Below are 13559 nucleotides of genomic sequence, written 5' to 3' on the forward strand. Positions count from 1 at the left end.
ATGAGTGACAGCCAGACGCTGGTGGTAAAACTCGGTACCAGTGTGTTAACAGGCGGATCGCGCCGCCTAAATCGCGCCCACATTGTTGAGCTTGTACGTCAGTGCGCTCAGTTACATGCCGCAGGGCATCGTATTGTGATTGTGACCTCCGGGGCGATAGCCGCCGGGCGTGAACACCTGGGTTACCCCGAACTCCCCGCGACGATCGCCTCCAAACAGCTGCTGGCCGCCGTGGGACAAAGCCGACTCATTCAACTCTGGGAACAACTGTTCTCGATTTATGGCATCCACGTCGGGCAGATGCTGCTGACGCGTGCGGATATGGAAGACAGAGAGCGCTTCCTGAACGCCCGCGATACCCTGCGTGCGCTGCTGGACAACAATATCGTTCCCGTTATTAACGAAAACGATGCCGTTGCCACCGCTGAAATCAAAGTGGGTGATAACGATAACCTCTCTGCGCTGGCGGCGATTCTGGCCGGTGCGGATAAATTACTGCTTCTGACCGACCAGCAGGGGCTGTTTACCGCCGATCCACGTTCCAACCCGGAAGCCGAGCTGATTACCGACGTTCACGGCATCGACGATGCGCTGCGCGCTATTGCCGGCGACAGCGTATCCGGCCTGGGTACGGGCGGCATGGGAACCAAGCTGCAGGCCGCTGACGTAGCATGCCGTGCCGGTATCGACACCATCATTGCGGCGGGTAGCCGCCCTGGGGTGATTGGTGACGTGATGGAAGGCATCTCCGTCGGTACCCGCTTCCACGCCCAGGAATCCCCGCTGGAAAACCGTAAGCGCTGGATATTTGGTGCGCCGCCTGCGGGCGAGCTTGTTGTTGATGAAGGGGCAACCGCCGCGATTCTGGAACGTGGAAGTTCATTGCTACCTAAAGGAATTAAAAGCGTGACAGGCAACTTCTCCCGTGGTGAAGTGATCCGTATCAGTAACCTCGAAGGTCGCGACATCGCCCACGGCGTAAGCCGCTATAACAGCGATGCCCTGCGCCGCATCGCGGGTCAACACTCGCAGCAGATCGACGCCATTCTGGGCTATGAATATGGCCCGGTTGCCGTGCATCGCGATGACATGATTATTCGTTAAGGAGCCAGAACATGCTGGAACAAATGGGCGCCGCCGCGAAGGCCGCCTCTTACAAACTGGCGCTCCTTTCCAGCCGCGAGAAAAACCGCGTGCTGGAAAAAATCGCTGATTATCTGGAATCCCAGTCCCAGGAGATTTTGCTCGCCAACGAGCAGGATCTGCTGGAAGCGCGTCGTAACGGGTTGAGCGAAGCGATGCTCGACCGCCTGGCCCTGACCCCGGCACGCCTGAAAGGTATCGCCGACGATGTTCGCCAGGTCTGCAATCTGGCTGACCCGGTCGGGCAGGTGATCGACGGTGGACTGCTCGACAGCGGTTTACGTCTTGAGCGTCGCCGCGTGCCGCTCGGCGTCATTGGCGTGATTTATGAAGCCCGTCCAAACGTAACGGTGGATGTCGCCTCCCTGTGCCTGAAAACCGGTAACGCCGCTATTCTGCGTGGTGGGAAAGAGACCTGGCGCACCAATGCCGCGACGGTAAAAGTTATTCAGCAGGCGCTGGAAGAGTGTGGCTTACCTGCGGGCGCCGTGCAGGCGATAGAGAGCCCTGACCGCGCGCTGGTCAATGAAATGCTGCGCATGGACAAGTACATCGACATGCTGATCCCACGCGGTGGCGCGGGCCTGCATAAGCTGTGCCGTGAGCAGTCGACGATCCCGGTGATCACCGGCGGTATTGGCGTGTGTCATATCGTGGTGGACGACAGCGCTGAGATTGAACCGGCGCTGAAGATTATCGTGAATGCGAAAACCCAGCGTCCAAGCACCTGTAACACGGTAGAAACGCTGCTGGTGCATCAGGGTATCGCGAATACCTTCCTGCCGGCCCTGAGCAAACAGATGGCAGAGAGTGGCGTAACGCTGCATGCTGACGCCAGCGCGCTGGCACTGCTTCAGGATGGCCCGGCGAAAGTCGTGCCCGTAAAAGCGGAGCAGTACGACGATGAGTTCCTGTCCCTGGACCTGAACGTGAAAATCGTTACCGATCTCGACGACGCGATTGCGCACATCCGTGAGCATGGCACGCAGCACTCCGACGCTATCCTGACGCGTACGCTGCGCAATGCCGATCGCTTCGTGAACGAGGTGGACTCCTCTGCGGTGTATGTGAATGCCTCCACCCGCTTCACCGACGGCGGCCAGTTCGGCCTTGGCGCAGAGGTGGCGGTCAGCACGCAGAAACTGCACGCGCGCGGTCCGATGGGGCTGGAAGCGCTGACCACGTATAAGTGGATCGGCTTCGGCGACGATACGATTCGTGCGTAAATAATCACGGGTGATGCAAAAATAGCCGTTTGATTCAAAAGGGCATTGACGCATCACCCGGATAGATCTAACCTTTTGCCCCGTGGTTACATTCGTAACCGGCCTCTTAGGGCCGATATAGCTCAGTTGGTAGAGCAGCGCATTCGTAATGCGAAGGTCGTAGGTTCGACTCCTATTATCGGCACCAGTCACTTCTATTTCATTGATTTAATTAACTTTAAATTCATTCAGAGTGAAATCGCGTAGCCTCTCCTACATAGAGGTCATACAGCCGATGGCTCAACGTGATAATCTGTATCGCCGTAGCAGCGGTATTTATGTTGTCCGTATTGCAGTTCCCGCCCGATACCGTCTCTACACGGGACAGCGTGAGATTCACGCTTCAACAGAAACAAACGACATCAGAAAAGCGCGAGCGATTGCCGCAGGTCTATTGGTTGTTTGGCAGCGATGTCTGGGTGAGTATCAAGAATTGGATAGAGAAAAGTTGGTAAGCAGTGCGCCTGCTTTGGCTGGCGAAGGAATGATCAGCCTCGCTGAATTTTGCGGTTTAACGAGCGCTTCCCTGCAACAAGTGGCGCAGCGACTACTTGATACAAATATCCCGCTTTTTTGGCTTGCTGATGGGCGTCCTGCCTACTATGTAGAAGATCTTTCACTCGTTGATAAGGATGATCCTGAGGCTTCTGGATTTATCATCGATAGTGCCATTAACATCGGGATCAGAGGTTCTCTGACCGGTTATGTTCAGCCCCTGGTTTTATCACGTATATTACGTCAGATGATCGCTGGCGAGCTGCTGGATGCAGAAACCGCATTTAAATCCTCAGAGGCTTCATCCAAAGCCGCTTGGTTTGTTGACTTTCCCGGTGTCGAAATCTCGCCTAGTTCATTAATGATTCATCGTGTGCAAGCTGAGCGCTTACGATTATTTTGGCTGTCACATAGCGCAGCGGTTTCTCCAATCATGCCTGAAAAACCAAAAGCAATTCCCCCTGTATTATTGCCCTCATCAATACCGGATAATGAATATGTAAATCGTAAATACTACTCAGTGAAAATGAGCGAGTTATGTGAAAAATATATTCGCTACAAGCGTGGAGGGAAATTCACGGAAAAGGCAGAAAATCGAGTTCGGGAAGGTTTTGGCTTACTCCTTGAAGTCATGGGTGATTCAACGCTTGAAAAAGTTGACCGTGACTTCCTTCGTAAATATGAGAGCTTACTAAGGTCGATACCTGCAAGGCGCGATCTGGCAAAAATAAGATATAAAATCAATGATGTTCATGAATTGATTGTCAAGGCAAAAGAGAATAGTGATCCTCTAATGAGCGATAATGCCGTTCGTAAATATATGCGAATTCTCTTCGAGGCTTTCCAGTGGGCTGATGGAGAAGGCATTTTTATTAAGTCTCCTGCGAATAAATTCTTTGCACCTATTGAAAATGAAAAGATGGATCAGGATTTCAAATCTAATTTCACTGATGAGGATTTGAAAGCTATTTTTGGTATGCCTTGGTATAAACGTGGGACTGTCGATAAAAATAGTTAGGGGCAATTCCATCATTATCGTGCATTTCATTACTGGCTACCGCTAATTGGCTTTTTTACCGGCGCGAGGATAAATGAATTATGTCAGCTTTATCTTGACGATATTAAGCAGGATGCGGTCGGGTTTTATTTCTTCGAAATCAGCAATGAGCGTGCCGATCAGTCGCTAAAAACTATTCATTCGCGGCGGAAAATACCGTTGCATCCGACATTGATCAAACTTGGATTAGTCCGCTATTGCGAAGCATTGAAGAAAGCAGGCCATGAACGTTTATTTCCCGAGCTTCCTTACCACCCTGTAAAAGGATATGGCGATAAAGCTTCGGACTGGTTTAATCGCTCGTTGCTCAAAGAACGGTTAGGCTTTGAAAAAGAGAGCAAAAAATCTTTCCATTCATTCCGTCACACGTTTTCTACTAGACTTAAACAAGCTGGAATCGACAGCGAGACGCGTGCGCAGTTTGTTGGGCATATCCGCGGTTCTGGCGAGACAGAGAACCGGTATAGCAAAGATCATCCACCAGCAGCCCTCTATGCTGTGCTTGAGAGCGTTACGTTAGGGCTACCGGAAGTTGCTCCATTTGTTTGCGAAGATGGTGTGGTTGCTGTAGCTGATGCGCTACGGATTAAACAGAGCAACAAATCGCGAAAAGAACCGCAATAGCCTGAATTTCTCTTTTGCTCTAACGCGCTCAGAACGATTTTGGCGCGTTTTTTATTAAGGGTGGTGATTTTCATAGTGCTGAATTTGGATACGCTCAAAACGCGTTTGGTGAAATTTGATGACCTACGATTGCACCCGCAGCCCTTCAACGTTTTCTGATGGTAGATTCATCACTGTTTTAATGCTGGTCTCTATGCTGCCAAAGATGTCTTCGCGTGGGCCGCTGCGCCAGTCATCACTTGCGTAAAAAGCATTAAGAACCGTAGCCATGCTTTCAGCACTGTCAAAGGCGCGAATCAGATAGTAGCAATCCGGGTCATGTAACGAGTTACCAAACGAAACAACATCGATCCCGTGGCGTTGGTGCAGGGGAACACTGATTTTCTGCATTATGGCGTGAAAAGCGGCGCCGCTGCCTTTTCGTAAGGTGTATTGCAGTATTTCGACGGTTCTCAATTTTATTCTCCATTAATGGTCGACTGTGTGCTTAAAATAACAAGATGTATAAGTGAACATATTATTCAACACCAACTTTTGTTTCTTACCGATGGTTCGTATTAAGTGAACCAACATTTTTATGATGTCAGTTCACTTTAAAATATCCTATTACTGCTTTTAATTAAATTATTTCTATTTCACTCGAATCAAACCATCCTTTATGTAGTAGGTTTTTTCTTAGCATTTCTGTATTATCTGTATAAGCAAGAATGGCGAGGCTTTTTTGTGCTCGACTACATGTGACGTAAAATAGTCTTCTAGTTCTGTCTTCACTAGTATCTTTACCTTCTTTCTCATTATCTAAATCAGTTTTGGTTTTTTCTTTAACACCGAAAAGTTTGTCATAACTAAACATAAAACCTTTAGCCTCAGAATCATCAATTAAAACTAGAACACGAGGAAATTCTAGACCTTTAACTCCCTGATGAGTATCGATGTTTGTCTTCCCTTTGACATAATTATAATATTTATCAAATTGACATAAAGGAGAGCTAAACGCTTTCTGCCAAGCTTCAATGATATCATCTTGTGAGTTATTGTTACTTTCTAGGATTTCTTGTATAGAATCTGGGACGTCAAGTAATTTTATTTCATTTATCTTATGTAGTAAATTAATTGTGATAAGTTCGGGGTTTGTAGAAATAAAACTCTTTAACATATCAAGAGAGTTTCTGATCTGTGTAAGTGGCGAGGTATTATTTGTGTTTTTTAAAAGATGTTCTCTTTTTAATAAGGGTGCATTTGTTCGTAAAATGTTAGTGATAGTAAAAGTATCATTTTTAATACAGGCGGATATTAATGGTGAAACAATTCCACAAATGAAATTTATATTACCCAGAGAGCCCTCTAAAAGCCCAGTTTTTAATCGCTCAATTTGATAGAGAGGAGTGAACATGTCTATAAAACCCATACGTGTTGCGGCCATATGATGTTCTAATATTAGGGTGTTTACTAATGAATCATGGTTTTCCCAATCATCATCTAAAGTAATTTCTCTCATTCTTTTTTTTACAAACGATTCATCTCTATCTTTATTATCAGAATGACATTCTTTTATAAAAATTCTTACATATCCTTCCTCGGCATCTTCTCTGGCCTTTTGCTTATGATTATCCACTTGACTTCTAATTAAATTAATTAAAGCAACCACTCTTTTTGGAGAACGATAGTTAATGCTTTTTTCAGGTTTTTTCCAGTGTTCGTCAAGGCATGCCTCTAAATCACTTTTACCATCAGAGTATATCCTTTGCATCATGTCCCCTAACAGACCCACCGAGAATGTATCTCTGTTATTTTTCTCAACTTCGAGTAATGCATTCATTAGCAGTTTGTTAGTATCTTGGCTTTCATCAATTAAAAGAATTGGATGGCGATTAACCAATATTTTCTGCATTGTATATTTTCTGTCTAGAAAATAAGAACCGAGTTTAATGACTTCTGAATGATTTAGAGAGTCTTTAGTTCTATTATCCCCGGTAGGGTTGTATGTGAATTTATATACATCTGATAAGTTTTGCAGACGTTTTTCTTTGGAAACTATTTTTCTTTCTCTTTCTAAAGAAGCTTGTGAAACTCTAGTTGTTCTGCTTTGTTTGTCCCTTAAATCAGCTATCTCCGCAGCAATGTTTTCCATTAACCAAGATTTTATATCACTGGAGTGATGCCTAATTAGCTCCCATAGGAAACTATGAATTGTAGACACATCTATTAATTTGTTGAATTTAACTCTTCTTTTTATTTCATCACAAGCCGCATTGGTGTATGTTATCACGGCTATTTTTTTTCCTCTTAGCCTGAACTCTTCTGAGTGACTCTTCAAAATCATTTCCAGAACATTAACTAAAGTCCTGGTTTTACCAGAGCCAGCTCCAGCATAAAGAAGGAAACTATGCTTTTGAGTGCCCGTTAAGTAATTATGTATATTAGAATCTAATATTTCCTCAGTTTGTTTGATAGTCATTTGTTTTCTCCATCACTGGCTAAATCAGAAACAAGCTCTAATTGTTTTATTTTTATCTTTTCTTCGAGCCACTTTAGACCATTACTTATATAATTAGGTGTGTTTAATTTATCGCTTTCGTCATGGTAAAGTATATCTAATGCAAATTCAGCTTTATTACCTTTAGATAAGTGTAAAAATGATTCCTCTCCAAATTCCTCTGCATTTTTGCAATTAGTAATTGATGCTTTGAATTTCTTCACTAAACCATTACCAGTAAGATTACTGAAAAAATCTAGATTATTGTAGACTAATGAGTCTTCGAACGTGTTTGGTAAAAATTCTTGGTTAACACCTTTGAATGCAGCCAAAACAGGAATCTGAAAAGCTGAGTAAACATAAAAGAAATCATTATATTTCTTTTCTTTCTTATCTTCCGTGAGTTTATACAATTCATCGACACCGGTAACTTCTGGAACCCAACTTGCAAGCGTTGTATTACTTGTAACGAAACCGCTGCCTTTCTTAGAGGGCTTAACCTTGCCATCTTGTGAATCCTTAGGGTCTAAATCCGTAATAATTAGAGTTAAAAGATTCAAACTAACAATCAGATTCTTTAGTCGATGGGCATGGCTACCACCAATCTCTAATAAGGTAATGTAGCTTTGATTTAAGAAAGGGTAGTGTCTTCTAATTAAGTGAGGAACTAAAATCCTCTCGGCTGGGCCTTCAACAAGAATTACTGCATCTGCAAAGAATAAATCACAATGTGTTGCCTTTAGGTATCTTATTACAAATTTTTCCGTATCATCATTTACACCAAAAACATTGGAAAGATTGATTACTGTTGATACAGGGATCTCATGTTCTTTACAAGCAGGAATTCTTCTAAAGTATCGTAAAGAAGAAAATTTACACTCGTGGGCAATATGGCTCGAATGTGTGCTTATAATGAGTTGCGTATGAAGCTCTTCTTTATCGCCTAAATTATTATGATTCCTCAATATATCATATGCTTTCCTAATGAAGATTTGTTGCACTTGTGCATGCAAGTGAGCTTCAGGTTCTTCAATCAAAACCAAATGCAGGGGAGCTGGAAAATCCTCTTGATTGTCGTCTGCTAATTTTTTATTTGTAGCTTTGCCAACTTTCATCCAACTATCTCTGAACCCCATTAGTCTAAATGCAATTGAGATTAAGTTTTGATAACCTAGTCCATTATAACTCTCTGGCAATCTTAAATAGTCTAAAGATACATTGCTTAAAGCATTAGTTAACTCATATTGAACTGCTGAGTCGTGATTTAAGCCATCAATTGGTTCTATTTTTGTAGAGATTTTTAGTTTAGGATCAGTTACTCCTGGATAGTTGAGGCCTTCAACTTCTTTTATGGCTTGGGAGAAACAGTTTTTTAATCTTTCATCAAATGTATCCTGAGCATCACGAATGGCTTGTAGAGCTTCGATATCTGATAGTTCAGGGCTTTCTATTGGGTTAAGATGTTTCGAATAATAATCTCTCAACTGTGTGTTTAATTTGCTATTCTCTTTGTCGGCAGCAGAGGGGCTTCCAAAGCCACGTTGTGCATTGATCTCATCAATTCTTATTAGATCTTTGAGAGGTATGCCATCAAGTAATGTTTGCTGACTGTCTATTCTTTGGGGTTTGGCTATTCCATTATCAGATGATTCTAATTTCGAAGGATCTAAGCTATAACACTTAATTGTAAACATTGAGTTCAACTTTCTTGAAAGATATTCATAAATATCTTTAGGCCACAATGCTATTGTGTAATTTTCTTTATCAATCCGCTCAGAAATTCGGTCGTGTATATCTAATGAATTTTGGCGGGAAGATATGAAGTCCTCAAAGAAAACATCAAATTTCTTGGGTTCATATCTCAGTCTTACTCCAATTAAACCTCCATTCCACTCTAACGTTGGTAGTATATGATTGACATATTGGAGCTCATTTTCTTTCGCTTCGATCCAAATATCCATGCAAGGAAAAAGATCTGAGAAAGCTTCCTGTGATTTAGCAAGGTCTATATTTTCCTCAGTTAACCATTGTTCAGTGATATCTTTTATTTTTGCCCAATTGCAAAGTGTCAAATCATTTACGCTAAACCGCGAGGCATCAACGAGGAAATGTCCTAAGGCCTCCATTGCAGCCGTTTTACCGCTATTGTTAGCACCAACAAAGAGAGTGGTTTTTTCTGCAATATCTATGCGGACAGACTTCAACTTTCTGAAATTCTTAATTTCAATGAAATTTATTTTCATATTAATAATATCCTTATGAAATTATTTTGCTGTGCTAAAGAAATGTTTACGTTTCGATTAGAACATAACCACTTTGATTGTGTAGTCAATAGAAACCATGATGTAAGAAATCGACCGTTTTCTGGCACCTCCCAATCGCACGCCTTCACACTGTTGGAAAAATAGCCTTGGCTTTTCTGACAGGCCATCCTAATGTTGGCCTCGTTTTCTGGCAGGGGTCAGATGAGGAGATAACAATGGCTACTTTTGGCTACGGGCGTGTTTCAACAACGCAGCAGGATACTGAGAACCAGCGACTGGAGCTTGAGCAAGCTGAGTGGCAAATTGACTATTGGTTTGCCGATATTGTCAGTGGGAAGGTTCCGGCTATGCAACGTAAAGCGTTCTCTGAAATGCTTAGCAAAATTCGCGATGGTGAAACGTTGGTAGTTGCAAAACTAGACCGTCTGGGACGTGATGCGATTGATGTTCTCCAGACGGTCAGGGCACTGGCAGAGCGTAATATCAAGGTGATCGTCCACCAGCTTGGAACTACTGACCTCACTTCTGCTGCCGGTAAGCTTCTGTTGTCTATGCTGGCAGCCGTTGCGGAAATGGAGCGTGACCTACTTATTGAACGCACTCAGGCGGGGCTGTCACGAGCAAAAGCTGAAGGAAAGAAGCTGGGCAGACCGTCGAAAATCGCACCAGAAGCCCGTAGGGCGATTATAGAGAAAAAGAATAGCGGGACCAGTATCAGTGCGTTAGCGCGTGAATACGGTGTTTCCAGAGCGACTATAGCCGCGCTGCTTTAAATGCTTCTAAACTTTCATTGCAACCCCGAGTTTTGGGTTGGTTAGCGTGAGAGATTCAAAACGAAAGAAAGATTGTGACACCGTTTCCGGTTAGAGCAGCAAAGAAGATCGACGAGGTTGAATGCCCCCACTTATAAGTTCGGGGGGCTTATAGTGGTTACTCAAATGAAGCCGCGATGACTTCCCCGGTGTTGGCGTTGAATACACAAAAATATTGGAGTGGTGTTTGAATCCCAAGGCTATTAATCGCCTTAGCTTGTTGCCCGAATATTTGAATAGTTTGTTTGCTCTTGTCGTGCCAGAGGTAGGTGCTGAAAACTGGTTGCTCTTCGCTATCTAGCCACACATGGCGAAATGTCGCTTTCTCATCCATTACCTGTTTGCACTTTTTGACGGGGTTATGATGTGCTTTTGCATAGCATTCTGGCTCGTTAATCAAGCACAAGGCATTTTGTTTTTCTCCCGGGAGTTCAGCGCTAACAGCTGCGAATGCACTTAATCCCAGCACTAGTGAGAGCGTTCCCAGAACACCCCATGAGATTGCTCGTAGAGTGCTGATCTGCCGTTTTGATGTAACGTGCGCGACCATGCTGTAACTGGCCCAACTGAGCACGGCTCCCGCTATCATAGGTAATATAAAATCTGATCCCGCCATGATTTCCTCATTTGCCAAACAACATCACATCTCATAGTGAGCGCTGAAGACACCCAACCTGTGACAGCCATCATACGATATTGGCTTGATTTGTCACTAATAGTATTCATTTTGAATCTTTGATTGTAGCGATACAGACTTCTCGTGAGGGTGATTGTGCTCACAATAGGGATCGTTAGATTCGAAATGTCTCATATGGAGCGTGGCCTTACAGTGGTCAAAATTGCACATTCAGTGCATGAAAAAATCCCTAAGAATACAGTTTGGCGAGCGGGTAAAAGAGTTGCGCGTTGCCACCGGAATGAGCCAGGAAGCGTTTGCGGATCGGTGTGGGTTTGCACGTAGCTATATGAGCCGCATTGAACGTGGCGGTTCTAATGCATCTCTCGATGCCATTGAGGTGCTGGCTAGCGCTCTCAGTGTTGAACCGTGGCAGTTGTTAGTATTCGACTCATCCGAAGAAAACGACCCAGAACTACTGGTTCCCTATGCGGCGGATGGGACGTGCTTTAATCCCGAACTGGCGAGTAGTCGCGATGGTTCATTTGCAGTAGGAGATAAAGCCGCTCAGAAGCGTTTTGGCTCGTTTATCGAAGCCCTTGAATATCTCCGTAGCATGGAGACGGCAAAGTGGCGTAGGCCGAATTCTGCGGGCAATTGGGGAATTGTGTCTGCTGTTAAATGGGATAAGCTTAGGAAGTAGTGCCAGTATAAGGATATAAATTTGGCAAATAGGATTTATACATTGCATCCCCATAATGGATGCTGTCCACCCTAGGACTTTTGATTCTTTCGGCTGTATATAGATAATCATGAAACACGGGTGCGTTACAGAGGCGTTACGTATCGCTTTTAATGTTTTTTATTATTAGATTCAAGTTGTTATGATTTTTGTGGTGGATTCAAAAAATAAACTCACTCCGTGAGTTTTTGCCAGTTTTATTTTGCTCCGAATCTTCACCCTTCCCGAGAGTTGTTCTTCTATGATAACTCAGGCTGCGTAAGCAGCCCGTCGCGACAAAGTCGCGACCCTGTTATTGGGTAATTAGTTACAAAAGTTAGAAAGCTAAGCAATACCCTAGTCATACAAAGAACTATGATTTACGCGGGTTTTATGGCAAAAGAGATAGCTCCCATACTGGGTAAACTAATCGCGCATAAACTCGGTAAATTGTTTTTCAAGGCTATCGTTTCATTCAAATTTTGAGTTCACATCTTTTTCTCATATGAATCTAAACGTTGTAAAACAGCTTTTAATGATGATTTAAGCCTCTTCTCATCGTGGCTTTCCCCTGTCATAAATCTCATTATCTGCGCTAAACTCATGTATGATTTATCGGATATGCGGGAAGCAAGCCAAACATTAACCCAATGAGGAATATGTTTTGCTAGATTTCTCCGTTTTGTTACTGAAACTTCAAGTCTCTCCGTGACTTGTGCAATCCCCAATGAATGCAACTTGCCACCTCGGACATCTCCTTTTTGAAGTTTCCGCCATGAATCACGGTGTTTTTTAGATTGATACTGTGCTAACTCCCATTGAAGGTTTACATTGATCTGTAATGCCCTGATTTTTACGTCAGTTGTCCAATTTAGACGCGCAAATTTTTCTGCCAAGATCCAGTCAAATTCTTCACGCTGAAATAGGTGCTCAAACTCTTCTGCACCTACCGCTTTTTTTTGTCCTTGTATCCATGTCCAGTGCATATCGATGACTTGGCGGTCAATGCTTAATTGGTTTGGTTCATCATCAGACGTTCTTTTAGGTGATGGAGGAAGCGCACGAAATCTCGGAGCTATGTATTGTGAAATATTCAACGCAATTGACAATGACACTGCTTCATCTCGATGGTTTAGGTAATCATTTTTGTTTTCAAGGATAGAGCGTAGACATTGCGCTATATCATTACCATTTTTTGTCAAAACGATCTCTGATGCTTTTGAAACGAGATCTTTAAAAGGAGTAATACCGGGGTGTTTCTCAAGAACTTCTTGAGGTTCGGTAGACATACTACGGGCTGATGTCGCCTGTTCGTTCTCTTTGTCGAGAATCGCAGCAAGGACATCAATTTGCTGATCATTTGGAAGCTCAAGCTGACTACGTAAACTAGTTTCTGATGACATAATTCCCACTCCTTAGTTGAATAAGCGGGACATTATTTTGTGAACTTAGGCTTTTCAATGCTTCTGGTTGGCTATTTTTAAACGGTAACATAACATATTGTTTTATAATTATTTTCATTTTAGGCTATTTTACGTCATGAGTTTTTTAGTGCTCTGTAGAGGACATTGGCTCTCCTACAAAACTGTCCTACAATGCGATTTCATCATTGATTAATGCTTTATGGTTACGCGCCCCAAAGCCGATATAGCTCAGTTGGTAGAGCAGCGCATTCGTAATGCGAAGGTCGTAGGTTCGACTCCTATTATCGGCACTCACACAACAAAATCCTTTAAAAATAATGACTTGAGACGATTGTCGCTCTCAAGGTACAGTCTTTTTTTAAGGGATTCTATGACCAACAGTTGCCGCTATGGTTAACAGTGGCAATTCAGGGATCTTAGCACGTAGCGGCTTGAAGTTGTAAAGCTCGAACAGGTACAAAGCGTGAACAGTCCCCACGAACCGCTATCAACTCGAAGCTGATGACGCTGCCAAACAGATTGATCATACGCATTTAAGCCCGATGTGTGGCCTGTGAGCCACGTAAACAGGTGAATAGTGGTAAACGTACCTGCACACGATATGCAGGCTCTCCAAGCGCTTCGCTCACGCTCCGAAAGGTACACGAGCACCCTGATAAGGT

At 43.7% G+C, this 13559-nt stretch carries 11 protein-coding genes and 2 tRNA genes; 8 read left to right on the forward strand and 5 right to left on the reverse strand.

Annotation, left to right across the window (positions count from 1 at the left end; genetic code table 11):
- The 5 genes from proB to GM298_RS10490 all read left to right on the forward strand — a co-directional run bounded on the left by proB (window position 1) and on the right by GM298_RS10490 (window position 4584).
- Entirely contained in the window at window positions 1-1104 is a 1104-nt protein-coding gene (gene proB, locus GM298_RS10470; protein ID WP_266154074.1) for a glutamate 5-kinase, read from the forward strand.
- An 11-nt stretch (window positions 1105-1115) separates the two neighbouring features.
- Entirely contained in the window at window positions 1116-2369 is a 1254-nt protein-coding gene (gene proA, locus GM298_RS10475; protein WP_262784460.1) for a glutamate-5-semialdehyde dehydrogenase, read from the forward strand.
- A gap of 111 nt (window positions 2370-2480) precedes the next feature.
- A tRNA-Thr gene (locus GM298_RS10480) sits at window positions 2481-2556 on the forward strand.
- 87 nt (window positions 2557-2643) lie between these two features.
- The gene (locus tag GM298_RS10485) at window positions 2644-3921 is read left to right on the forward strand and encodes a DUF6538 domain-containing protein (protein ID WP_266154075.1); all 1278 of its coding nucleotides are present in this window, start codon (window positions 2644-2646) and stop codon (window positions 3919-3921) included.
- Between the two features lie 45 nt (window positions 3922-3966).
- Complete coding sequence (locus tag GM298_RS10490) at window positions 3967-4584, forward strand: site-specific integrase (RefSeq protein ID WP_266154129.1); 618 nt, start codon at window positions 3967-3969, stop codon at window positions 4582-4584.
- A 123-nt stretch (window positions 4585-4707) separates the two neighbouring features.
- Here the strand turns inward: GM298_RS10490 and GM298_RS10495 are convergent, their stop codons facing one another.
- The 3 genes from GM298_RS10495 to GM298_RS10505 all read right to left on the reverse strand — a co-directional run bounded on the left by GM298_RS10495 (window position 4708) and on the right by GM298_RS10505 (window position 9303).
- Window positions 4708-5040 carry an NIPSNAP family protein gene (locus GM298_RS10495; protein ID WP_266154076.1) on the reverse strand — a complete coding sequence of 111 codons (333 nt, stop codon included), beginning with the start codon at window positions 5038-5040 and terminating at the stop codon, window positions 4708-4710.
- A gap of 163 nt (window positions 5041-5203) precedes the next feature.
- Complete coding sequence (locus GM298_RS10500; RefSeq protein ID WP_127729696.1) at window positions 5204-7042, reverse strand: UvrD-helicase domain-containing protein; 1839 nt, start codon at window positions 7040-7042, stop codon at window positions 5204-5206.
- Entirely contained in the window at window positions 7039-9303 is a 2265-nt protein-coding gene (locus GM298_RS10505; RefSeq protein WP_072657363.1) for an AAA family ATPase, read from the reverse strand. Before GM298_RS10505 ends, GM298_RS10500 begins: the two co-directional genes overlap by 4 nt.
- 236 nt (window positions 9304-9539) lie before the next feature.
- Here GM298_RS10505 and GM298_RS10510 point away from each other — a divergent pair, with 236 nt between their 5' ends.
- Entirely contained in the window at window positions 9540-10097 is a 558-nt protein-coding gene (locus GM298_RS10510) for a recombinase family protein (RefSeq protein WP_047653282.1), read from the forward strand.
- 157 nt (window positions 10098-10254) lie between these two features.
- On the opposite strand, the gene GM298_RS10515 is transcribed toward GM298_RS10510, so the two are convergent.
- On the reverse strand, window positions 10255-10752 hold the full coding sequence (locus GM298_RS10515; protein WP_000919052.1) for a hypothetical protein: 498 nt from the start codon (window positions 10750-10752) through the stop codon (window positions 10255-10257).
- A 238-nt stretch (window positions 10753-10990) separates the two neighbouring features.
- Between GM298_RS10515 and GM298_RS10520 the strand changes: the two genes are divergently transcribed.
- Window positions 10991-11455, forward strand: a complete 465-nt coding sequence (locus GM298_RS10520) for a helix-turn-helix domain-containing protein (RefSeq protein WP_001580470.1) — start codon at window positions 10991-10993, stop codon at window positions 11453-11455.
- Between the two features lie 506 nt (window positions 11456-11961).
- Here GM298_RS10520 and GM298_RS10525 read toward each other — a convergent pair.
- Complete coding sequence (locus tag GM298_RS10525; protein WP_094395956.1) at window positions 11962-12876, reverse strand: hypothetical protein; 915 nt, start codon at window positions 12874-12876, stop codon at window positions 11962-11964.
- Window positions 12877-13114: 238 nt separating this feature from the next.
- On the opposite strand from GM298_RS10525, the gene GM298_RS10530 reads away from it, so the two are divergent.
- Window positions 13115-13187 (forward strand) — tRNA-Thr (locus GM298_RS10530).
- The last annotated feature ends 372 nt before the right edge of the window (window positions 13188-13559 follow it).

It is taken from the genome of Enterobacter sp. HSTU-ASh6, from assembly GCF_026319105.1.
In the GTDB taxonomy this organism is placed as follows: Bacteria; Pseudomonadota; Gammaproteobacteria; order Enterobacterales; family Enterobacteriaceae; genus Enterobacter; species Enterobacter sichuanensis.